The sequence below is a fragment of the Streptococcus dentasini genome (assembly GCF_053206945.1).
In genome coordinates this window covers 1-22,638 of the sequence record NZ_JBRUHS010000017.1, presented here as the reverse complement: position 1 = coordinate 22,638, position 22,638 = coordinate 1, and the positions used below count along the sequence as shown (strand labels likewise).

Genomic DNA, 22,638 nt, shown 5'->3' with positions numbered 1-22,638 from the left:
GCACGATATTATACAAGGTTATCTTTCTCAAAGAAAGCCTTATAGATAGCGCGGACAGCAGATTTTTCCTGTTCCGACTTGATGACAAACATAACTGAGACCTCACTGGAGCCTTGCGAAATCATTTCAATGTTAATATTTTTATCGGACATGGCCTTAGTCGCAGTTGACATGACTCCGACTTGATTCTTCATGTTTTCACCAACAATCATAATGATAGAAAGATCACGTTCGATTTCGACTTCATCAACCCCTAAATTGCGCGTCAGTTGCGTCATAATCTCCTGTTCTTTAATAGGAGTCAACTCTCGTTCACGCAGGACAATGGACATATCATCAATACCGGTTGGGATATGCTCCCAACGAATATTGAGCTCTTCCAGAATTTGTAGTACCTTACGTCCAAAACCGACCTCACGGTTCATCAAATATTTAGAGATATTAATGCTGACAAATTTATCGTCGCCGGAAATTCCTACAACGGGAGTTTCTTGATGGCTGTGCTGCAAGACAATCCGAGTTCCAGGGTGATTAGGGTTGTTGGTGTTTTTGATGACCAGAGGAATACGGCCGCGATAAGCAGGGATCAGCGCTTCATCATGCAGCACAGAGAAACCAGCATAGGCCAGCTCGCGCATCTCACGGTAGGTTAGCTCCTTAATCGAATGCGGCTTGTGCACAACACCAGGGTGGGCAGCAAAAATTCCATCTACATCTGTAAAATTCTCATAGAGATCAGCCTTAACCCCCGCAGCCACAATAGAACCTGAAATATCAGATCCTCCGCGCGAGAAGGTACAAATCTGATTATCAACAGTAACTCCAAAGAAACCTGGGATAACGAGGACCTCATCGCTATCACATAGCTCTTCTAATTTGTCATAACTGCCCGGTAAAATTCTGGCGTTACCCGGCTCGCTAGAGACGATAATACCAGCCTTGCCCGGATGCATATAGCGTGCAGGGACACCATTCTGACGGAAATAGGCCGCGATCAGTTTAGCGTTATTGTCCTCACCCGCTGCTAGAAAAGTATCGTAGAGAAAATCGTTTCCTTCAATAGGAAGGGTTGCCAACTCTGTGATAGCTGCAGCAATCTTATCAAGGATACTGTGGGATAATCCCAACTCATCAATGATAGACTTATAACGGTCGATAATCCAATTTTGGTCGGCCGAAACATCGGCGTCATCTGTATAAGAGCGGTAATAGCGAATTAAAGCGTCGGTAACCTTAGTATCTTCAGCGTTTCGTTTACCGGGAGCAGAAACAACGACAAAACGTCGTTCAGCATCCGCTTTAACAATATCCAATACCTTCTTTAATTGTTGTGCAGAAGCTAGCGAGCTTCCACCAAATTTGATAACTTTCATAGCGACTCCGTCTTTTATATATAATGATTGCCTAAAATTATAGCAAAATTCAGACAGTTTTTCAATTTCATTTGGGAGAGTGTCTGATCTGTGGTATTGACCCATTATTACCTAAGAAATCTGTCTATAGTTAAAGAGCCATTACAAAGCGTAACAAGTGGAAGAAAACTTGCCATAAGAAGTTATGAGAAGACTCCAAGGCTGGATAGGGGAGGGGGTTAGTTCAATAGAAATCTCTGTCGTATTTTATGGTAAAATAAAGCAGAGGTTTTTCATGAAGCAAGCTATTATTTTTGATATGGATGGTGTCCTTTTTGATACCGAAGAATTTTATTATACTCGCCGCGAGACCTTCTTAGCCAATCGAGGAATTTCGATTAGGCATCTGCCTCTGAGTTTTTTTATTGGTGGTAACATGAAACAGGTCTGGGAGAAAATCTTAGGGAATGACTATGCGAATTGGGATATCGCCCAGCTCCAAGAAGATTATACGAATTATAAGACAGCAAATCCTCTCCCCTATAAGGAAGTTCTCTTTGCTGATGTTCAGATGACTCTGGAGGCACTTAAGGAAAAGGGACTGAAGATTGGTCTGGCCTCCAGCTCAACGAAATCGGATATTTTAAAGGCTTTAGGCGATACTAACTTAACAGCCTACTTTGATGTCATCTTATCAGGGGAAGAATTTCCAGAAAGCAAGCCCCATCCCGCTATCTACCATGAGGCAGCTACTCAGTTGGGCTTTGCTAAATCAGATTTGCTGGTTATCGAAGACAGTGAAAAAGGGATTGCTGCCGCAGTTGCTGCTGGCATAGAAGTCTGGGCCATTAAGGATGAACGCTATGGCTTGGATCAAAGTCAGGCTAATCGTTTGATTAATAACTTAACAGAAGTGCTGGATTGCCTAACAACAGAAAATTAAATGCAAATGCTGCTAGTTCTTTTCTTTACAAGAAAGTATTTCCTTGTCAAACGAGCATTTTTAGTTATAATGGATGAGATAGTGATAAAACAGCTTATTTTATTTGAAGAATAAAATAATTGGAGGTATCTTATGAATTTTTCAACAATTCTTTACAGTGTAGAAGATGGTGTTGCAACCTTGACCTTGAATCGACCGGAAGTGTCGAACGGTTTTAATATTCCAATCTGTGAAGAAATCATTGAGGCTATTAGTCTGGCAGAAAAGGACGATAGTGTGCGTATTCTGCTCATCAACGCTAATGGCAAGGTCTTCTCTGTTGGGGGCGATTTAGACCAAATGCAGAAAGCTGTTGACGCCGATGACGTGCAGTCTTTGGTGCGGATAGCTGAACTGGTTAATACGATTTCCTTTATGATTAAGCGCCTGCCCAAGCCAGTTATCATGAGTGTTGACGGACCTGTAGCCGGTGCAGCCTTCAATATGGTTTTAGCAGCAGATTTTACCCTTGCTTCTGAAAAGGCTAAATTCATCCAGGCCTTTGTTGGAGTTGGTTTAGCGCCAGATGCTGGTGGACTCTTCCTCTTGACACGTTCTATAGGTATCAATCGGGCGACCCAAATTACTATGACAGGTGAAGCAGTTAGTGCTGAAAAAGCCTTGGAGTGGGGTTTCATCTACCGTTTAGTGGAATCTGAAAAACTAGAACGTGATACTGATCGCTTAATTAAGCGCCTGAAGCGCAGCTCTCCTAACTCCTTTAAGGCAATCAAAGAGATGGTTTGGCAGAGTGACTTTGCTGGCTGGGAAGAGTATGCTGATCTTGAGTTGGCACTGCAAAAATCATTGGCCTTCACTGAGGACTTTAAAGAGGGGGTTAATGCCTTTAGTCAGAAGCGTCGCCCTAACTTTACTGGAAAATAGCAAGAGGTAGTCGCGTGTTTTAGTGTTGATTTGTCGTTCTGTCTATAGTTCTGCCATTTCTTAAATGTGCTCTTTTCCTATCAGTAGGTGAGCTAACAAAGCTTAAGCAATGTCCAATTAGGAAAGTTATTTCATTACTCTTGCAAACATGTTTCAGTTCTGATATACTTTGAATATCAAATTATTTGAGAATCGAGGTATAAAGTGGATTATAAGTTAGTTAATGAATATCTAACAAAAGTTTTTAACAATGTCTTGGTCATTGAGGAAATGAGCCTAAAAAACAGCCGTTTCAGGGATGTTTCTATGAAGGAAATGCATACGGTTGATATTATCGGTCATATTCCAGATGCGACACCCAGTGACATTGCTCGCGAACTAATGGTTACCTTGGGTACGGTTACTACTAGTTTGAATAAATTAGAGAGAAAAGGCTATGTTAAACGCCATCGTTCTGAAGTTGATCGCCGTGTTGTTCATCTGAGTCTGACAAAGAAAGGGCGCCTTATTTACCGCCTGCATAACCGTTTCCATAAAAACATGGTAACCCAAATTATAAAAGGAATGAATGATATGGAGATTAAGACCTTGGAGGGGGCCCTCCACAATCTCTATCAATTCTTAGAGGATTTGAAATAATGACCTTTGCAAAAATTAGTCAGACAGCCTATTATGTACCCGAGCAAGTTGTCACAAATGACGATTTGGCTAAGATTATGGATACTAGTGATGAGTGGATTGCCAGCCGTACAGGGATCAAAGAAAGGCGTATCAGCCGCAATCAGGAAACTAGTGACTTAGCGACCGAGGTGGCTAAGCAGCTGCTGGAAAAATCAGGACTGAGTCCGTCAGAAATTGATTTTATCATCGTAGCGACCATTTCACCCGATTCTATGATGCCGACTACCGCCGCCCGTGTTCAGGCCAATATCAATGCCAGCGAAGCTTTCGTCTATGACCTAACAGCGGCTTGCAGTGGCTTTGTATTTGCCTTAGCAACAGCCGAAAAATTAATCAAGGCTGGTAGCTATAAAAGAGGACTGGTTATTGGTGCTGAAGTGCTGTCCAAAACGCTGGATTGGTCTGATCGCAGAACAGCGGTTCTTTTTGGAGATGGTGCTGGTGGGGTACTTTTAGAGGCATCAGCACAAGAGCATTTCTTAGCGGAATCGCTCCATAGTGATGGTAGCCGAGGGCAAAAATTGACCTCAGGGGCATATGGTTTGCAGTCTCCTTATTCAGACCAAGGGGAGAACAATCCCTTTATGGGGATGGATGGCCGTGCTATTTTTGACTTTGCTATCCGTGATGTGTCTCGCAGCATAAAGGAACTTCTAGAAATTTCGGGCTTATCTGGTGATGGCATCGATTATGCCCTCTTGCACCAAGCCAATATCCGTATTTTGGATAAGATGGCTAAGAAAATCGGACTTGAGCGTGATAAATTTTTAGCTAACATGATGCACTACGGCAATACCAGTGCAGCTAGTATACCTATTTTGCTAGCGGAATCTGTTGAAAATGGTATAATAAGACTCGACGGTTCCCAGACCTTGCTGCTCACTGGCTTTGGTGGGGGATTGACATGGGGCAGTCTAATTGTTAAAATTTAGGTAGATAACTGTGTAAAAACAGTATTTATATATTATTTATTTTTTATCTTTAAAGGAGAATTTTAAAATGGCAGTATTTGAGAAAGTACAAGAAATCATCGTTGAAGAACTTGGTAAGGAAACTGATGAAGTTCAAATGACAACGACTTTTGATGAGCTTGACGCTGACTCGCTTGATGTATTCCAAGTTATCTCAGAAATTGAAGATGCATTTGACATCCAGATCGAAACTGAAGATGGTTTGAATACGGTTGGTGATTTGGTTGCCTACGTGGAAGAAAAAACTAAATAAATGTGGTTGAGAGACTGGGAATTATTCCCAGCCTTTAAATCTTACAGATTTAGTTACGAAGGTGCAGCCCAGAGATGTCTTAATTCACATGACTATTAGGCAAGGCTGCAAGGTGGACGGGGCAACTCATCCGCCTTCTTCTTTAGACCAATACTTTGACATTCAAAGTTCTTGGACATAATTATTTAAGAAGGTAAGGATATCTATGAAATCTCGCATTACAGAATTATTACATATTAAATACCCTATTTTCCAAGGGGGTATGGCATGGGTCGCAGACGGTGACTTAGCTGGTGCTGTGTCCAATGCTGGAGGACTTGGAATTATCGGCGGCGGTAATGCCCCTAAAGAAGTCGTTAAAGCTAATATAGATCGTGTTAAATCAATTACAGATAAGCCTTTTGGGGTTAACATCATGCTTTTATCTCCTTTTGCTGATGACATTGTGGATCTTGTAATTGAAGAAGGGGTTAAGGTAGTCACTACTGGTGCAGGTAACCCTGGTAAATATATGGAACGCTTGCATGAGGCAGGAATCACTGTAATCCCGGTTGTCCCAAGTGTAGCCCTTGCTAAGCGGATGGAAAAATTAGGAGCGGATGCTCTGATTGCTGAAGGTATGGAAGCAGGCGGTCACATTGGCAAACTGACAACGATGACTTTGGTACGCCAAGTTGTTGATGCTGTGGATATTCCTGTTATCGGTGCTGGTGGTGTAGCTGACGGGAACGGCGCTGCAGCTGTATTTATGCTAGGGGCTGATGCTATCCAAGTTGGTACCCGCTTTGTTGTCGCTAAGGAGTCCAACGCCCACCAAAACTTCAAAGACAGGTTGCTCAAGGCCAAGGATATTGATACTGTCGTGTCCGCTTCAGTTGTTGGACATCCAGTACGTGCTATCAAGAACAAATTATCTTCCTCTTATGCTCAGGCAGAAAAAGATTTCTTGGCAGGAAAAAAATCGGCTCAGGAAATTGAGGAGCTCGGCGCAGGAGCTCTACGCAATGCAGTTGTTGATGGTGATGTCCAAAATGGTTCTGTCATGGCCGGACAAATTGCAGGCTTGGTTCGTAAGGAAGAAACCTGTGAAGAAATCTTGAAAGACCTCTATTATGGTGCTGCTAAAGTCATTAAAGAACAATCTGCTCGTTGGGCAGATGTATCAGAAGATTAAAAAATAACAACAAGGAACGACCTCGGACCTTTACTTTTATAACTTAATAGTGGAGGTCTCTAGCCAAACTTGGAGGAAATAGTGTGACAAAGACAGCCTTTTTATTTGCCGGACAGGGTGCCCAAAAATCTGGTATGGCAAAAGATTTGTATGAAGCTTATCCCCTTGTCAAAGAGACATTTGATACTGCCAGTCGCATTTTAGGATATGATGTACGAAAGCTTATCGATGAGGAAGAAAACAAGCTTAATCAAACCCGCTATACACAACCTGCGATTTTAACAACTTCTGTTGCCATTTATCGTCTCCTAAAAGAAAGGGGGGTCGAACCAGATGTTGTAGCAGGCCTCTCACTTGGGGAGTACTCAGCCTTGGTTGCTGCAGGAGCTCTATCATTTGAAGAAGCGGTAGCTCTCGTAGCCAAGCGTGGTGAATTTATGGAGACAGCTGCTCCAGCAGGCACTGGCAAAATGGTTGCGGTCATGAATACACCTGTAGAGGTTATCGAAGAAGCTTGTCAACAGGCTTCTGATAAGGGGTATGTCAGACCTGCCAACTATAATACGCCAGCGCAAATCGTTATTGGTGGCGATGCTGCAGCGGTAGATGCTGCTGTTGAAAAATTGAAAGAGGCGGGTGCTAAGCGATTGATTCCGCTCAAGGTTTCGGGCCCCTTCCACACGGCTCTCTTGGAGCCAGCAAGTCAGCAGTTGGCGCAGGAACTTAAGAAAGTCGATTTTTCAGAATTTCAGATCCCTTTGGTTGGTAACACAGAGGCCAAGGTTATGGCGTATGCTGATATCAGATCTCTTTTGGCTCGTCAGGTGAAAGAGCCTGTACGCTTCTACGAATCAATTGCAACTATGCAGGAGTTAGGAGTAACAGACTATATTGAAATCGGGCCGGGTAAGGTTCTCAGCGGTTTTATGAAGAAAATTGATAAGACAGCCCCTGTTTCTCCCGTAGAAGATGTGGCTAGTCTGGAGACTCTTTTAGAAAAATAGGAGGCCCCATGGAATTAACTAATAAAAATGTTTTTATTACAGGTTCAACCCGCGGCATCGGTTTGGCCGTTGCGCATAAATTTGCCAGCCTAGGTGCTAATTTAGTGCTCAATGGCCGTTCAGAAATATCAGAGGAACTACTAGCACAGTTTGCAGGCTATAATGTTAAGGTTGTTGCGATTTCAGGTGACGTCTCTGATTTTACAGATGCAAAACGCATGGTCGATGAGGCTATTGAAGCGCTCGGTTCGGTAGACATTCTTATCAATAATGCTGGCATTACTAATGATAAGCTCATGCTTAAGATGACAGCAGATGACTTTGAACGTGTCCTAAAGATTAACCTGACAGGTGCTTTTAATATGACACAAGCTGTCCTTAAACCCTTAACTAAAGCGCGTCAGGGTGCTATTATTAATATGTCATCAGTCGTTGGTCTTATGGGAAATGTCGGTCAAGCTAATTATGCTGCGTCTAAAGCAGGTCTTCTTGGCTTCACCAAATCTGTTGCACGTGAAGTGGCTGCTCGAGGTGTCCGAGTAAATGCTATTGCTCCAGGCTTCATCGAGTCAGATATGACAGATGCAATTCCTGATAAAATGAAAGATGCTATGATTGCTCAAGTCCCAATGAAGCGCATGGGGCAAGCCGAAGAAGTTGCGGATGTTGCCGTTTTTCTGGCCAGTCAAGAATATTTGACAGGTCAGGTTATCGCTATTGATGGTGGGATGACTATGCAAGGGTAACCTTGGCCTAGTTCTACCTAGTTGTTAAAATCGAAAATTATCTAAGAAAACAGAGGAAATATTATGACTTTTAATCGTGTAGTTGTAACGGGTTACGGTGTCACATCACCAATCGGACATACACCAGAGGATTTCTGGAAGAGCCTTGAGAATGGTGAAATCGGTATCAAACCGATAACGAGGTTCGATCCATCGGAAATTCCAGTTCACAATGCTGGTGAAATCCAAGACTTCCCCTTTGATAAATACTTTGCGAAAAAGGACACCAATCGTATGGATACCTATTCGCTGTATGCTATTTATGCAGCTATGGAAGCCCTTGAAAATGCTAATCTTGATATGGAGGCCGTAGATCGCGACCGCACAGGTGTTATTGTCTCATCTGGTATCGGTGGACTCCAAGAGTTGCAAGATCAGATCATCCGTATGCATGAGCGCGGTATGAAGCGCATTAGACCGATGTTTATCCCTAAAGCCCTTTCCAATATGGGAGCTGGTAATATTGCCCTCAAGATTGGTGCTCAGGGGGTATGTAAATCCATCACAACAGCTTGTGCCTCTGCCAATGATGCCATTGGGGAAGCATTCCGTGAAATCAAGTATGGCTTCCATGATGTTATCCTAGCTGGCGGTTCCGAAGCTTCCATTACTAAAATTGGTATTGGCGGATTCAATGCTTTGACAGCTCTTTCAACAACAGAAGATCCAACTCGCTCAGCTATTCCATTTGATAAAGATCGCAATGGTTTTGTCATGGGTGAGGGTGCCGGTGTTTTAATTGTTGAAAGCTTAGAGCATGCCCAAAAACGTGGCGCTAATATCTTGGCTGAAATTGTCGGCTATGGCAGCAACTGTGATGCTTATCATATGACAACACCAACGCCAGACGGATCAGGTGCTGCTAAAGCAATGAAGCTGGCCATCAAAGAAGCAGGGATCGCACCTGAAGAAGTAGGATACGTCAACGCTCATGGTACGTCAACACAAGCCAATGAAAAGGGCGAAAGTCAGGCTATCGTAGCTGTTCTTGGTAAAAATGTTCCTGTATCATCTACTAAGTCGTTTACAGGGCACTTGCTCGGAGCAGCCGGTGCCGTTGAAGCTATTGCTACAATCGAATCTATCCGTCATAGCTTCCTTCCGATGACTGCAGGGACCAAGGAGTTGTCAGAGGACATTGAAGCTGACGTTATCATGGGTGAAGGACGTCAAGCTGAGGTTGAGTACGCCATCTCAAACACTTTTGGATTTGGCGGTCACAATGCTGTTCTTGCATTTAAACGCTGGGAGGCTTAGGCATGAACATTTCAGAAATCAAAGATTTGATGAGCCAATTTGATGGGTCTAGCCTGCGTGAATTCTCTTATAGCAGCAACGGCGAAGCTCTAGTTTTTAGTAAGAATGAGGGGCAAACAGCTTCTGTAGTAGCTCCAGTAGAGCCAAGCTCAGCTGGGACGGTGCCGTCAACTGTGACAGAGTCAGCGGCATCACAGACAACCAGCGAACCAACGGCTCCAGCAGAGCCAGCCGCAATAGTGGCCGAAGGCGACCTTATAGAAAGTCCCTTGGTTGGCGTGGCTTATCTTGCACCAGCGCCTGATAAACCAGCCTTCGTTTCTGTCGGAGACAGTGTCAAAAAAGGACAGACTCTCTTGATTATTGAAGCGATGAAGGTTATGAATGAGGTTCCTGCACCAAGAGATGGTGTTGTAACTGAAGTTTTGGTCGCGAATGAAGAAGTTGTTGAGTTTGGAAAAGGATTGGTGCGGATCAAATGATCGATATTGCAAAAATTCGTGAGTCCCTTCCCCATCGCTACCCTATGCTTCTAGTCGATCGCGTCTTGGAGATGTCGGATGATGAGATTGTAGCGATTAAAAATGTTACGGTTAACGAGCCCTTCTTCAATGGTCACTTTCCTGAGTACCCAGTGATGCCAGGTGTTCTTATTATGGAGGCTCTAGCTCAAACGGCTGGTGTCTTGGAATTGTCCAAGGAAGAAAATAAAGGAAAGCTAGTCTTTTATGCTGGTATGGACAAGGTTAAATTTAAAAAGCAGGTTGTTCCGGGTGACCAACTGGTTATGACAGCTAAGTTCGTTAAGCGCCGCGGCACCATCGCAGTGGTTGAAGCCAAGGCAGAAGTTGATGGTAAACTGGCTGCCAGCGGGACCCTGACCTTTGCCCTAGGAAACTAGCTTTATGCTTATTAGATGGCTAGTTTAAAATTTTGCAGGAGAAAGACAGATAAATGTTTAAGAAAATTTTGATTGCCAATCGTGGTGAAATCGCAGTGCGTATCATCCGTGCAGCACGTGAGCTGGGTGTTGAAACCGTTGCAATCTACTCAGAGGCTGATAAGGAAGCTCTGCATGTCCTCCTTGCTGATGAGGCAATCTGCGTTGGGCCAGCCCGTTCAACAGATTCTTATCTTAATATGAATGCTGTCCTGTCAGCAGCCATCGTTACAGGAGCACAGGCTATCCATCCAGGTTTTGGATTCTTAAGTGAGAACTCAAAATTTGCCACTGTGTGCGAGGAGATGAACATTAAGTTTATTGGACCTTCTGGTAGTGTCATGGATAAGATGGGCGATAAAATCAATGCACGTGCTGAAATGATTAAGGCTAATGTTCCGGTTATTCCGGGATCAGACGGTGAAGTTGTTACGGCCGAAGACGCCCTTAAAATCGCTGATAAAATTGGCTATCCTGTTATGCTCAAAGCTTCTGCTGGCGGCGGTGGAAAAGGAATTCGCAAGGTAGAAAAAGCTGAGGATCTAGTTTCAGCTTTTGAATCAGCATCGCAAGAAGCCCTAGCTGCCTTTGGTAACGGTGCGATGTACATCGAAAAGGTTATCTATCCAGCCCGTCATATTGAAGTTCAAATCTTGGGAGATGCTTACGGTAATATTATCCACCTAGGAGAACGTGACTGCTCGCTCCAGCGCAACAATCAGAAAGTACTAGAGGAAAGCCCTTCTATTGCTATCGGAGCCACCCTGCGTAAAGAAATGGGGGCAGCGGCTGTTCGTGCTGCCAAGGCTGTTCAGTATGAAAATGCTGGCACAATTGAATTTTTACTGGATGAAGCGACAGGTCATTTCTACTTCATGGAAATGAATACGCGGATTCAGGTTGAGCATCCTGTAACTGAGTTTGTAACCAGTGTCGATCTGGTCAAAGAACAGATCCGCATTGCCAGCGGTGAAGAACTTTCTCACCATCAAGAAGACATTCAGATTACGGGGCATGCTATTGAATGTCGCATCAATGCAGAAAATCCTAAGTTTAACTTTGCGCCAAGTCCAGGTAAGATTACCGATTTGTACCTGCCTGCAGGCGGTGTCGGTATACGTGTGGACTCTGCTGTTTATCATGACTATACGATTCCACCTTATTATGATAGTATGATTGCTAAGATTATTGTCCATGGTGAGAACCGTTTTGATGCCTTGATGAAGATGCAGCGCGCTTTGTATGAGTTAGAAATTGATGGTGTACTAACCAATGCTGATTTTCAACTGGACTTGATTTCAGATAAGCATGTGATTGCTGGAGATTACGATACAGCATTCTTGATGGAGACCTTCTTACCAGCATATAATCAAGAAGATTAGGAGAATTTATGGCCTTATTTGGAAGAAAAGACAAGTACATCCGTATCAATCCCAATCGTTCGTTAAGGACTCCTGAACAGACCAAGCCTGAGGTGCCGGATGAATTATTTGCTAAATGTCCAAGCTGTAAGCATGTTATCTATCAGAAGGACCTAGGGGCAGAGAAAATCTGCCCTTCTTGTGGCTATAATTTCCGCATCTCGGCACCTGAACGCTTAGACTTGACTGTAGATCAAGGTAGTTTTGAAGAAATGTTCACAGGTATTGATACCAAAGATCCCCTGAATTTCCCAGGCTATAGCGATAAACTAGCGACCGTTAAGGGCAAGACAGGACTTGATGAGGCTGTTATGACTGGGACTGCTGAGATTCAAGGGCGTAAGATTGCTCTTGGAATCATGGATCCTAACTTCATCATGGCCAGTATGGGGACGGTTGTTGGTGAAAAACTGACACGACTATTTGAGTATGCAACAGAGCATAGTTTACCTGTTGTTGTCTTTACGGCTTCAGGCGGTGCCCGTATGCAAGAAGGTATCATGAGTCTTATGCAAATGGCTAAGATTTCTGCTGCCGTCAAACGTCATTCTAATGCTGGTCTCTTTTATCTAACGGTTCTGACAGATCCTACAACTGGTGGTGTCACAGCGAGTTTTGCCATGGAAGGGGATATAATTATTGCTGAACCACAGACTTTAATTGGTTTTGCTGGCCGCCGTGTGATTGAGACAACGGTGCGTGAACAGCTGCCTGATGGTTTTCAAAAGGCAGAATTCCTTTTAGAACACGGCTTTGTAGATGCTATTGTCAAACGTACAGAAATGAAAGAAACCATTGCTAAACTCGTTGCATTTCACGGAGGGGCCAAATGAGTGATGTTGCACGTATTTTAAAAGAAGCGCGTGATCAAGGTCGTTTGACAGCTCTTGATTATGCCGAACAGGTATTCGATGATTTTATAGAATTACATGGAGACCGTTATTTTGCAGATGATGGAGCGGTTATCGGTGGATTGGCTCGTTTGGATGGTCGACCTGTCACTGTAATCGGTATCCAAAAAGGGAAAAACCTCCAGGACAATCTCAACCGCAATTTCGGTCAGCCTAATCCTGATGGTTATCGCAAGGCTTTGCGCTTGATGAAGCAGGCTGAAAAATTTGGGCGTCCAGTGATTACCTTTATTAACACAGCAGGAGCATATCCAGGTGTTGGTGCTGAAGAGCGCGGACAGGGTGAAGCTATCGCTCGCAATCTGATGGAAATGAGTGACCTCAAAGTTCCTATCATTGCTATCATCATTGGCGAGGGAGGGTCTGGCGGAGCCCTAGCTCTTGCTGTAGCTGATAAGGTTTGGATGCTGGAACATACCATCTATGCTATTCTCAGCCCTGAAGGTTTTGCTTCAATTCTTTGGAAAGATGGCTCCCGTGCTACGGAAGCTGCTGAGCTCATGAAATTGACAGCGGGAGAGCTCTACAAGATGGATATTGTTGATAAGGTTATTCCAGAACATGGTTATTTTTCAAGTGAAATTGTTGAGATGATCAAGAATAACCTCATCGAAGAAATTAAACATCTCAGTCAGCTCCCTCTTGAAGATTTGTTGGAACAGCGCTATCAGCGCTTTAGAAAGTACTAGTAAAAGCCCTTGAATAGGGCTTTTTGGCTATTATACGAAAAGGAAAAAGTGATGTATGAAAAACTAAATGCCTACCTCGCCTATCAAGGCTTTAAATACGTTAAACCAGAAAAAGCTGGTCCTCTAGCCGGTGAAATGACAGAGCTCAAAGTGCTGGGGCAAGGCGCCCGCTCAGAATTTACAGGTATTGCTAAACATCTGGCTGATAAAGTAGCCCCTTTTGAAATGACTCGGGTCAGCAATTGGGCTAATCAGGCGCAAGTCGCTCGTCCGCATTTTTGGTGCTATTTCAAACAGCCTCAGGACCATCCGGATGATGTTGGATTGGCTATCCGTCTCTATGGACAAAAAGACGATTTTGGTATCTCGGTGGAGGTCAGCTTTGTGGAGCGCAAAAAATCAGAAGATACCTTGTCCAAACAAAACAAGATCTTAACAGTGCCAATTGCTGAACCTCTTTACTATTTTGCCCAAGAAGATGGTGTTAGCCACAAAGTAGAGGGAAATGAAGAAAACCGATCCAAGCTGCAAGAGGCTGTCGAATCAGGAACCGTCCAAAAGGTACTGGTCAAATATGATATTCCTATAGAAATGGAATCGTCTCTAGATTCGCTAACAGATCAGCTGGTTCTGGGGTTTGATCGAGTTCTACCTTATTACGACGCAACGAAAAGCTAGAATTTACGAAGAAATAATGGATTATAAAGAATTAAAAGATCTTTTTGAAGCCCATCAAAATGCTGAAAATGCCCTTGCCATGGCTAAATACATGCGCAATCAGTTTCGTTTTTATGGTTTGAAAACAGCTGATCGAAGGGCTCTTTACAAAGGCTTTCTTAAAGAAGCAAAGAAAAAACAAATACCAGACTGGCAGCTCTTGGATCAATGCTACGAGGATAGCCACCGAGAACTCCAGTATTTTGTTTATGACTACCTGCTGGCACTGAACAAGTATTTAACCTATGAGGATATCGCACATATCCGTCATTATATCAAAAACAAGCCGTGGTGGGATACCATTGATTTTCTATGCAAGGCAATCGGCAGTATTGGCTTGAGAGATGACAGGGTGGGTCCTTTAATGTTAAGTTGGTCGCAGGATGAAGATTTTTGGATCAGAAGGACGTCTATCGAGCATCAGCTTGGTCTAAAAGAAGAGACAGATAGAGACCTGCTGGAAAAAATTCTCTTTAACAATTTCGGTAGTCAGGAATTTTTCATCAACAAAGCTATAGGCTGGGCCTTGCGGGATTATTCAAAGACCAATCCAGATTGGGTCAGGCGGTTCATCGAGAAATATGGAAATCAAATGTCTTCCTTAAGCGTAAAAGAAGGCAGCAAGTATCTTTAAATAAGAATGCTGACTATCAAAAAACCAGACGGTCATTAGAACGTCTGGCTTTTTCTCATGTGCATAGCTAGTAATAATATCGACAGTTTTCCATTAATAGCAGAAATAGCATAATCTGTAGCATTATTTTCATTTGAAATTAAAAATTCTTTTTCTTTAGGGGGCAGTAACGTAGGTATTTAGTTTCATTAACAATGACGCTTTAGGGGTTCACAGGCCAGCTAAAAAATTTTATAATAACGGCTGTCAGGTAAAAAACTGGCAAATAAAAATAAAAGAGGTATAATCTTATGACAACTCAAACATTGGAACAATTTGATGCAATGACTGCTCAAGAACTGGCTGCTATTGAAGGTGGAGCCACAGTTGAAGATGATGGATCAACATATTATGGTAATGGACTGTATTGCAGCGAAGATAAAGGTTGCTGGGTAGACACTGGCCGCTTGATTACTTCTCTTGTAAACAATATCCCCGCCCAATGGTTTACTGGTGGCAAATCTGGTTGGAATTCCAACTATTAATTTGACCACTTCAGTATTAGTGGTTGAATCCAAGTAAACACAGCACTAACGCTTAGTTGCCATACTTCAATTTAACTATGAAAAACAAAAAGAAGCGAATTGATTATATTATTGGCAAAATAGGCTAAGATACTTGTCTAGATCAAGAGGATATCAGATAAAAGATATTATTTATCTTGAACCTAGAGAAGAGCAGAGATTTTCAAATCCATTTTCAAGGATGTGAATGCTAGGCTGTGTTACGAAGGGTTTCTATAAGAAAAGTAAAGATGGAGCAGTTGTTTGCTCCATCTTTTTTTGTAAACTTTGTAAGCGTCTGATTAAAAAAACAGACTTCCCAATTGGAAATCTGCTTGAACTGGTTTTAACTATTATGGGCAATCACTTCAACCCCACCCATATATGGACGAAGTACTTCTGGAATCGTGACAGAGCCGTCTTCATTTTGATAGTTCTCAAGGATGGCTGCGACTGTGCGGCCGACAGCCAAGCCTGAACCATTGAGGGTGTGGAGGAGCTTAACCTTGCCATCAGCTTCGTCGCGGTAGCGAATTTGTGCACGACGCGCTTGGAAGTCTTCACAGTTAGAGCAGGAAGAGATTTCCCGATAGGTATTTTGCGCTGGAATCCAGACTTCAAGATCATAGGTCTTAGCAGCTGAGAAGCCCATGTCGCCAGTGCAAAGTGTAATCACACGATATGGGAGTTCCAATTTTTGAAGGATACTTTCAGCGTTAGCTACCATTTTTTCTAGTTCATCGTAAGAGTTCTCAGGCTTAGCAAATTTCACCATTTCAACCTTATGGAATTGGTGCAGACGGATTAGTCCGCGTGTATCTCGACCAGCAGAACCTGCTTCTGAACGGAAAGATGGGCTCATCGCGGTAAATTTAACAGGCAGCTTCCTACCGTCGATGATCTCATCGCGGTAAAAGTTGGTCAAGGGCACCTCAGCTGTCGGAATTAGGACATAATCCGTATCGGCTAGCTCAAACGTATCCTCTTTGAATTTCGGATACTGGCCAGTACCAAACATAGAATCGTGGTTGACCATATATGGTGGAATCATTTCGGTGTAGCCTTCTTTGGCATGTTCATCCAACATGAAGTTATAGATAGCACGTTCTAAGCGGGCCCCCAGACCTTTATAGAAAAGAAAGCGTGACCCGGTAACTTTAGCACCGCGTTCCCAATCCAGAATATTAAGGTTTTCACCAAGATCCCAGTGGGCCTTGATATCAAAGTCAAAATCACGCGATGTTCCCCAGCGGCGAACTTCGACATTGTCATCTTCATCAGCTCCTACAGGAACGTCATCAGCAGGAATATTGGGAAGAGTCGTGATAAATTCATCGACCTTACTGTCAAACTGAGCTAATTCAGCATCAATAGCTTTGATGTCGGCTGAGACCTTTTGCATGGCGGCGATTTGCTCCTGAGCATCTTCCTTATTGCGCTTGGCTTGTGCGATAGCAGCAGAAGCAGTGTTACGTTCAGCTTTGAGCTCTTCAGATTTAACAATAAGAGCCCGGCGTTTAACGTCCAGCTCGTGCAGCTGGTTTAAGGTTTCTTGAGCCACGCCGCGGCTGGCCAGTTTCTCAGCTACGGTGTCGAAATCAGTACGAATGCGTTTTAAATCTAACATAATCGATCCTTTCCAGAAATAAAAACACCAAATGCTTGGGGCTGGGGCGCTTGCGCGCGGTTCCACCCAGCTTCACATTCAGTGCACTTTTAATATTAACAAAATTCATAAACGGTAGAATTTCAGATTATTCCCCTATCTGCTCGCAGCAAGCGCAGACTCTCTGCAAAGATCCTAATCCTACTTATCCGTTGCCCTTATTATATAAGAAAATAGCTGAAAAGTAAACTTAAACTTTGTAAAGCCTTTGATAAATGTCTTAAATGAACTTATGCTAGAATATCTTACATGAAGTTGAAACAAGAAAGAAATTTGGGAATTGATCTCCTGCGAATTTTTGCCATGCTCATGATTATCGTGACTCATATCCTAGGCAAGGGTGGTATTCGGGAAGAAGTTGATGGATCAACAGATATTTACTATTGGACGACTTGGTTGATTCAGGTAACAGCCTATGGAGCTGTTAATTGCTATGCTCTTATCAGTGGCTATGTCGGGATCCATTCTCATTATAGATACTCCAAGGCGGTCTTGTTATGGCTGCAGGTTATTTTTTACACTCTGGGCTTTGGACTCGTATTCACTCTGGCTGGTCAGGATGTTACTGAGCAAGATTGGCTGTCAGCTTTTTTTCCAGTTATCAAAGGGCAATATTGGTATATCACAGCCTACTTCGGCCTATTGGTATTTATGCCCTTGCTCAATATTGGTTTATCAAAGATTAGCAATCGAGATTTAAAATACATTGTTATTGTTGCTATCTTTTTCTTTTCTGTTATGCCTGCTCTTTTCAATACTAGGGTTGATGAATTTTCTTTCGACCGTGGTTTTAGTATGAACTGGTTGACGGTACTTTATATTATTGGTGCTTACCTCAAACGTCTTGATCTTGTTCGTCTATTTAGGGAACGAACACTTGCTCTCATCTTTGCAGTATCTATCGCTGTAACTTTTGTGATGAAATTTATTATGGGGGATATCTGGTATTGGTACACCTCGCCTAGCCTATTAGCTGGATCACTTGCCATTTTTATTTGGTTTGAAACACGCTCCATCAAACGAAAAGGCCGCTTTGCTAGACTAATTCAATTTTTTTCTCCAACGACTTTAGGGATCTATCTCGTCCATCTCAACCCTCTTTTAGTAAGGTTTTGGCTCAAGGATATTTTTGTTCCTTTTGTTGATTTCCCCATTGTCTTATTCCCTCTTATTATTTTAGGAACAGCTCTTCTAATTTTTGTCGTGTCAGGCCTTATTGAAAAACTGCGCTTGCATTTATTTCAATCTCTTAAAATTCCAAAGCTAGTTAATAAAATAGACAGCCTCTTTCCCTTCGCCCGTTATGACTAAAAAACGCTCCAGTGGAGCGTTTTTTCACGAGCTTGGAAATGAGAGAGCGAGTCAGCTCCAGTGGAGCGTTTTTTCATGAGCTTGGAAATGAGCAAGCAGTTCAAGAAGCGAACGCAAAGTAGTATCCAATCACTGATAGTTCAAAATAAAAGTAACGAAATCTATTTCCGTTACTTCTTACGTGATACGAGATTTTTGAGGTTGGATCCAATCTTTTGCAAGAGGGTTGGTAATCTGACGATTTTGTCGTTACCGACCTGTTCACGAGCGATTTTAAGAATTTTACCCGAATCTTTTGACGCAAAGAGGAATTTTCCCTGCTCAGTAAAAACTTGAAAGTGACGACTGATTTTTTTACCAGAGACATTGGCCCCTATTTTATCGACCGACGTCCAAGGAATCTGGATGTAGTCCTCGGGATTTTTATCATTGTAAAACTCTAAAGCTTTATCGCCGATAAGATACTTACCGACTTTGTTTCCCATACCGAGATAGAAGACCCCAGTGGTCGTTAGTTCGACCTTTGTATTAAGTGATTGTGCCATCTTTTCTACCTTAAGAATTTTTCTATATTATACCAAAAAAGGAGGACTTACGCCATGTATGGTCTAGAGCTTTTTATATAGGGCTTAAACTAATCGGATAGCTGAAGCCCGACTGTCTTTTAGTCCAATAGTGGCATCCTTTATAATGGTTCGTAATTTTTTGGGTTTATTTCTTAGATTGGCGTATAGGTTAAACTTCTATTTTTAAGCCAGTTTTAACTTAACAAATGGTAAGTAAGGATTTATAATAGCCACCGTTAGCTCATAAAGCTGATAAAAATAAAAAGAAAAACGAGATTATTATTGTGACAAAAGAGACACTTAATTAATTTTCAACAATAGACACAGAAGTACTTTCCTAAGTCACTAAGACTTCCGCGCAAGCCTTGACTGATGTTATTGTTAATAGTTGGATTTCAGGCATTGCAAATTTTGTTGCTTATTGATAATTAAGGTATAAACTTTATTGTATTAAACTACTTTTATTAGGCTTGCTTAATGGTGTTCTGAGAGGCTCTATAACTTCTGGTAGGTCTGGTAGGGCTCTCACCCATTACAGTAATTACAGAAGCCAAAAGTTAAGCGAGAGGAAAAATTCTATTTTGATAAGCTCTTAAAAAAGTTGAACACAAGCTCCAACCTATCTAGTCCCCATGCTTTTGAATAGACTCCAAGGCTTTAATAACAATAAGATACTGAAATAGAAGGTCAGCTTTTACTTGTTCAATCTTTGGTTAACAGACTATGCCATAATACTTGGCTTATACATTTTTCTACTATTCTATAAGAAAAAGAGAGCCAAAGCTCTCTTTGTTTTCTTGCTTACATCAATCCGGCAACATGGGCAATGATACCTACTGCAAAAAGTGCAAGAATCATAACAATAGGTGACACTTTCTTTCTAAGCAACCACATACATAATAGAGTTAACAAAAGTCCCATTAGGCCTGGAATCAATGAATCTAGCTGCTCTTGAAGGCTGTTTGTTTTGATAGGACCAAGATTTAAGTTATCATTAAAGCCTTCAATAGCTTCCTTTAACTTGCCTCCGGTAACGGCACCATTAGGTAGAGTGACAAACGTTTTACCATTATCGTTGCTAAGCTTAGTTGCTGGTAAATCTACAGCAAATTTAACACTAACCCAACGCTCAACCAAGGCTGCTAAGATGAACATACCAAGAATAGACGCTCCCTTAGTAATCTTTTGGAGGATACCCCCTGAAAGGTCTTTGGTAATTTCGGAACCAGCTTTAAATCCTAACTCTTGTGTATACCAGAGGAAGGCCATACGGATGATATTCCACCCGAAGAAGAAAATCAGCGGGCCAACAATATTACCTGCTTGTGCAAGTGAAGCGCCAAGAGCACCAAGGATCGGACGGAGCGTAAACCAGAAAACAGGGTCACCGATACCGGCCAAGGGTCCCATCATACCGATTTTAACCCCTTGGATAGCAGCATTATCGATTTCAGCTCCATTAGCTTTTTCTTCTTCCAAAGCTAATGTTACCCCAAGGATAGGGGCAGCTACGTAAGGGTGGGTATTAAAGAACTCCAAGTGACGTTCCAAAGCTGCAGAACGATCTTCCTCAGAAGTATAAAGCTTTTTAATCGCTGGAATCAGTGAGTAAGCCCAACCCAAGTTTTGCATCCGTTCATAGTTCCAAGATCCTTGTAAGAATGTTGAGCGCCACCAAACTTTACGACGATCAGATTGTGTTAATTGAATTCTTTCTGCCATTGTTTTGCTCCTCTCTAATAGTCTTCCAAGATATCGCCAATTGGATCTCCGGAACCGCCAGAGCTACCAGCAGATCCGCCTCCATTACCAGCCATATCTGACAGGTTGAGGTAGATAAGAGCAGCTGCGACACCAATTGTACCAAGAGCAACTAAAGTAAGATCGGTAACGGCAGCAAAAGCAAAACCAAGGGCAAAGAATGGCCAAGTTTCACGGGTTGCCATCATATTGATAACCATAGCATAACCAACAGCAACAACCATACCACCACCAATGGTCATACCGTCTTTTAGCCAAGATGGAATCGCATTTAACAGCTCTTGTACAGTATGGGTAGGCAGAGCAAGAAGGAGGGCTACAGGCAACATAATACGTAAACCTTGAAGAATCAAGGCCGTAAAGTGAGCCCGTTCGACAGCGCGGATATTCCCTTTTGTTGCAGCTGTATCAGCTCCGTGAACAATCCCAACAGAGATAGTACGTACCAACATGGTCAATGCAAGTCCGGCAACAGCGAGTGGAATAGCCACTGCTTGGGCAACACCAATACCAGATTTAGAGAAATCTCCCCCTTTAACCATGATAACTGCTGCAGCCGTTGCTGCTAAAGCGATATCTGGCGCTACAGCCGCTCCGATATTTGCCCAACCGAGAGCAATCATTTGCAGTCCACCGCCGAGAATTAACCCAGCTTCTAAGTGTCCTGTAGCCAACCCAATCAAGGTACATGAAACCAATGGTTGGTGAAGTTGGAATTGGTCCAAGATACCATCAAGCCCTGCAAAGAAGGCGATGATGAGGACCAAAATAATAGAAATAACTGACATTATTCTAGTTCCTTTCGTTTATGACATAAAAATTATTGAATATGTGCCTTCTCGATAAGATCAAACAAATCTTTCTGAGAATCATTTGGGACCTTACGCACGTCGAATGTAACCCCGAGATCGCGAAGTTTCTCAAAGGTTGCAACATCGTCCTTGTCCATGGATAGGACGTTGTTGACAACGGTCTTACCAGTCGAATGAGCCATAGAACCAACATTAAGTTCTTTAATTGGCACCCCGCCTTCAATGGCTTCCAGAGCCTCTTGCGGTGTCTCAAACAGGATGAGCGCATGTGTATCGCCAAAGCGAGGGTCCTTGGATGCTTCAACCAATTTCTTGATTGGCACAACATTAGCCTTAACACCGTTAGGTGCCGCTTGTTTGATCAGACTCTTACGCAGTTCATCTTTTGCGACAGTGTCTGAAGCAACGATGATCCGATTTGCTTTAGAATTTGGTGTCCATCCAGTTGCCACCTGTCCGTGAAGCAGACGTGTATCTACGCGTGCCAAGTTGATTTTGAGCTTACCGTCTCCGATAACAGTACCTTCGGGGATCGCACCCTGTCTAGGACCTGCAGAACCAGTTTCAGCAGCTGGCGCTTCCTCAGTGGGATTAAGTTCTTCAGGAAGCACTTTAACACCGTCTTTGGCCTCCTTAATGATATTTGCCGCTACTTGTCCAACACCCGCATCAGCAGCCATTAAGCGCTCAGTGTAGGCTTGGATCAGCATTGGCAGATTAAGTCCTGTAATAATGGCCATTTTGCGATCAGGATTTTCACCCATAACGCGGCTGGCTTGGTTAAATGGTGAACCAGACCAAAGGTCGGCTAGGACTAGGATTTCATCGTCAGCCTCGAATTGTGCGATAGCATCGTTGAAATGACTATAAAGGTCATCAGGTCCTTCATTTGGCATAAAAGTGACCACTTGTACCTTCTCTTGCTCACCGAAAATCATAGAGCCAGATTGGTGGATACCTTCAGCGAATTTACCGTGGCTGGCAATAATAATACCGATACCCATTCTTGAATTTCCTCCTTTTTATTTAGTTACCTCTACACTCCTTGCTAATCTCTCCCGTGGACTTTTCTTTTGGAGTTTAGGGGCAGTCAAGAACAAGTCTATTGTAAAACGCTTTCAGATAAAAGTCAAGATAAATTTCTGGAAAACCCCATCTATTTTCAAAAGAATGCAAAAACTTTCATTTGCTTCTTTATACAAGATACTAAGGGCGACCGCAGATAAAGCAAAAATAGGAGGTTTGACGAAGACGCTTGCGTCTAGGAAAAAAGCTATCTTTTTTGCACAATCTGCAGCCCGAGTTCGATTTACAAGATACTAAG

At 42.8% G+C, this 22,638-nt stretch carries 24 protein-coding genes and 1 pseudogene; 19 read left to right on the top strand and 6 right to left on the bottom strand.

The annotated features are described in order from the left end of the window. Positions 1–8: 8 nt before the first annotated feature. Positions 9–1,373 carry an aspartate kinase gene (locus tag ACVR1G_RS10255; protein WP_447453081.1) on the bottom strand — a complete coding sequence of 455 codons (1,365 nt, stop codon included), beginning with the start codon at positions 1,371–1,373 and terminating at the stop codon, positions 9–11. 274 nt (positions 1,374–1,647) lie between these two features. On the opposite strand from ACVR1G_RS10255, the gene ACVR1G_RS10250 reads away from it, so the two are divergent. From ACVR1G_RS10250 to ACVR1G_RS10170, 17 genes are all read left to right on the top strand, one after another. Then, a complete protein-coding gene (locus ACVR1G_RS10250; protein ID WP_447453080.1) occupies positions 1,648–2,295 on the top strand; it encodes an HAD family hydrolase in 648 nt (215 codons plus the stop codon). A 132-nt stretch (positions 2,296–2,427) separates the two neighbouring features. Further along, positions 2,428–3,219: a trans-2-decenoyl-ACP isomerase gene (gene fabM / locus ACVR1G_RS10245; RefSeq protein WP_447453079.1), complete on the top strand. Its 792-nt coding sequence runs from the start codon at positions 2,428–2,430 to the stop codon at positions 3,217–3,219. A gap of 204 nt (positions 3,220–3,423) precedes the next feature. Next, the gene (fabT, locus tag ACVR1G_RS10240) at positions 3,424–3,858 is read left to right on the top strand and encodes a fatty acid biosynthesis transcriptional regulator FabT (RefSeq protein WP_447453078.1); all 435 of its coding nucleotides are present in this window, start codon (positions 3,424–3,426) and stop codon (positions 3,856–3,858) included. Continuing rightward, positions 3,858–4,832 carry a beta-ketoacyl-ACP synthase III gene (locus tag ACVR1G_RS10235; protein ID WP_447453077.1) on the top strand — a complete coding sequence of 325 codons (975 nt, stop codon included), beginning with the start codon at positions 3,858–3,860 and terminating at the stop codon, positions 4,830–4,832. The genes fabT and ACVR1G_RS10235 overlap by 1 nt, the downstream gene beginning before the upstream one ends. Before the next feature lie 67 nt (positions 4,833–4,899). Further along, complete coding sequence (locus tag ACVR1G_RS10230) at positions 4,900–5,124, top strand: acyl carrier protein (RefSeq protein ID WP_447453076.1); 225 nt, start codon at positions 4,900–4,902, stop codon at positions 5,122–5,124. A 205-nt stretch (positions 5,125–5,329) separates the two neighbouring features. Continuing rightward, positions 5,330–6,298 carry an enoyl-[acyl-carrier-protein] reductase FabK gene (fabK, locus tag ACVR1G_RS10225; RefSeq protein WP_447453075.1) on the top strand — a complete coding sequence of 323 codons (969 nt, stop codon included), beginning with the start codon at positions 5,330–5,332 and terminating at the stop codon, positions 6,296–6,298. A gap of 83 nt (positions 6,299–6,381) precedes the next feature. Then, complete coding sequence (fabD, locus tag ACVR1G_RS10220) at positions 6,382–7,302, top strand: ACP S-malonyltransferase (RefSeq protein WP_447453074.1); 921 nt, start codon at positions 6,382–6,384, stop codon at positions 7,300–7,302. Between the two features lie 8 nt (positions 7,303–7,310). Further along, positions 7,311–8,048 carry a 3-oxoacyl-[acyl-carrier-protein] reductase gene (fabG, locus tag ACVR1G_RS10215; protein WP_447453073.1) on the top strand — a complete coding sequence of 246 codons (738 nt, stop codon included), beginning with the start codon at positions 7,311–7,313 and terminating at the stop codon, positions 8,046–8,048. A gap of 63 nt (positions 8,049–8,111) precedes the next feature. Then, complete coding sequence (gene fabF, locus ACVR1G_RS10210) at positions 8,112–9,344, top strand: beta-ketoacyl-ACP synthase II (protein WP_447453072.1); 1,233 nt, start codon at positions 8,112–8,114, stop codon at positions 9,342–9,344. Positions 9,345–9,346: 2 nt separating this feature from the next. Beyond that, on the top strand, positions 9,347–9,826 hold the full coding sequence (gene accB / locus ACVR1G_RS10205; RefSeq protein WP_447453071.1) for an acetyl-CoA carboxylase biotin carboxyl carrier protein: 480 nt from the start codon (positions 9,347–9,349) through the stop codon (positions 9,824–9,826). Further along, a complete protein-coding gene (gene fabZ / locus ACVR1G_RS10200) occupies positions 9,823–10,245 on the top strand; it encodes a 3-hydroxyacyl-ACP dehydratase FabZ (protein WP_447453070.1) in 423 nt (140 codons plus the stop codon). Before accB ends, fabZ begins: the two co-directional genes overlap by 4 nt. 53 nt (positions 10,246–10,298) lie before the next feature. Next, entirely contained in the window at positions 10,299–11,666 is a 1,368-nt protein-coding gene (locus tag ACVR1G_RS10195) for an acetyl-CoA carboxylase biotin carboxylase subunit (RefSeq protein ID WP_447453069.1), read from the top strand. An 8-nt stretch (positions 11,667–11,674) separates the two neighbouring features. Beyond that, complete coding sequence (gene accD, locus ACVR1G_RS10190; RefSeq protein WP_447453068.1) at positions 11,675–12,538, top strand: acetyl-CoA carboxylase, carboxyltransferase subunit beta; 864 nt, start codon at positions 11,675–11,677, stop codon at positions 12,536–12,538. Next, positions 12,535–13,305 carry an acetyl-CoA carboxylase carboxyl transferase subunit alpha gene (locus ACVR1G_RS10185; protein WP_447453067.1) on the top strand — a complete coding sequence of 257 codons (771 nt, stop codon included), beginning with the start codon at positions 12,535–12,537 and terminating at the stop codon, positions 13,303–13,305. The genes accD and ACVR1G_RS10185 overlap by 4 nt, the downstream gene beginning before the upstream one ends. A gap of 51 nt (positions 13,306–13,356) precedes the next feature. Continuing rightward, entirely contained in the window at positions 13,357–13,983 is a 627-nt protein-coding gene (locus ACVR1G_RS10180) for an HI_0552 family protein (RefSeq protein WP_447453066.1), read from the top strand. A 13-nt stretch (positions 13,984–13,996) separates the two neighbouring features. Beyond that, positions 13,997–14,656, top strand: coding sequence for a DNA alkylation repair protein (locus tag ACVR1G_RS10175; protein WP_447453095.1), 660 nt, complete (start codon positions 13,997–13,999; stop codon positions 14,654–14,656). Between the two features lie 290 nt (positions 14,657–14,946). Next, complete coding sequence (locus ACVR1G_RS10170; RefSeq protein ID WP_447453065.1) at positions 14,947–15,180, top strand: leucocin A/sakacin P family class II bacteriocin; 234 nt, start codon at positions 14,947–14,949, stop codon at positions 15,178–15,180. 364 nt (positions 15,181–15,544) lie between these two features. Here ACVR1G_RS10170 and serS read toward each other — a convergent pair whose 3' ends face one another. Continuing rightward, complete coding sequence (serS, locus tag ACVR1G_RS10165; protein WP_447453064.1) at positions 15,545–16,825, bottom strand: serine--tRNA ligase; 1,281 nt, start codon at positions 16,823–16,825, stop codon at positions 15,545–15,547. 288 nt (positions 16,826–17,113) lie between these two features. Between serS and ACVR1G_RS10160 the strand changes: the two genes are divergently transcribed. Further along, positions 17,114–18,175 carry an acyltransferase gene (locus ACVR1G_RS10160; RefSeq protein WP_447453063.1) on the top strand — a complete coding sequence of 354 codons (1,062 nt, stop codon included), beginning with the start codon at positions 17,114–17,116 and terminating at the stop codon, positions 18,173–18,175. Between the two features lie 170 nt (positions 18,176–18,345). On the opposite strand, the gene ACVR1G_RS10155 is transcribed toward ACVR1G_RS10160, so the two are convergent. Continuing rightward, a complete protein-coding gene (locus ACVR1G_RS10155) occupies positions 18,346–18,720 on the bottom strand; it encodes a DUF956 family protein (RefSeq protein ID WP_447453062.1) in 375 nt (124 codons plus the stop codon). A 362-nt stretch (positions 18,721–19,082) separates the two neighbouring features. On the opposite strand from ACVR1G_RS10155, the pseudogene ACVR1G_RS10150 reads away from it, so the two are divergent. Beyond that, positions 19,083–19,166, top strand: a pseudogene (locus tag ACVR1G_RS10150) (garvicin Q family class II bacteriocin); the annotation flags it as partial. 376 nt (positions 19,167–19,542) lie between these two features. Here ACVR1G_RS10150 and ACVR1G_RS10145 read toward each other — a convergent pair. The 3 genes from ACVR1G_RS10145 to ACVR1G_RS10135 are packed head-to-tail and all read right to left on the bottom strand — an operon-like array spanning position 19,543 to position 22,318. Next, entirely contained in the window at positions 19,543–20,463 is a 921-nt protein-coding gene (locus ACVR1G_RS10145) for a PTS system mannose/fructose/sorbose family transporter subunit IID (protein WP_447453061.1), read from the bottom strand. Between the two features lie 14 nt (positions 20,464–20,477). Continuing rightward, positions 20,478–21,290: a PTS mannose/fructose/sorbose transporter subunit IIC gene (locus tag ACVR1G_RS10140; RefSeq protein WP_447453060.1), complete on the bottom strand. Its 813-nt coding sequence runs from the start codon at positions 21,288–21,290 to the stop codon at positions 20,478–20,480. 32 nt (positions 21,291–21,322) lie between these two features. Further along, positions 21,323–22,318 carry a PTS sugar transporter subunit IIB gene (locus ACVR1G_RS10135; protein ID WP_447453059.1) on the bottom strand — a complete coding sequence of 332 codons (996 nt, stop codon included), beginning with the start codon at positions 22,316–22,318 and terminating at the stop codon, positions 21,323–21,325. Between the last annotated feature and the right edge of the window lie 320 nt (positions 22,319–22,638).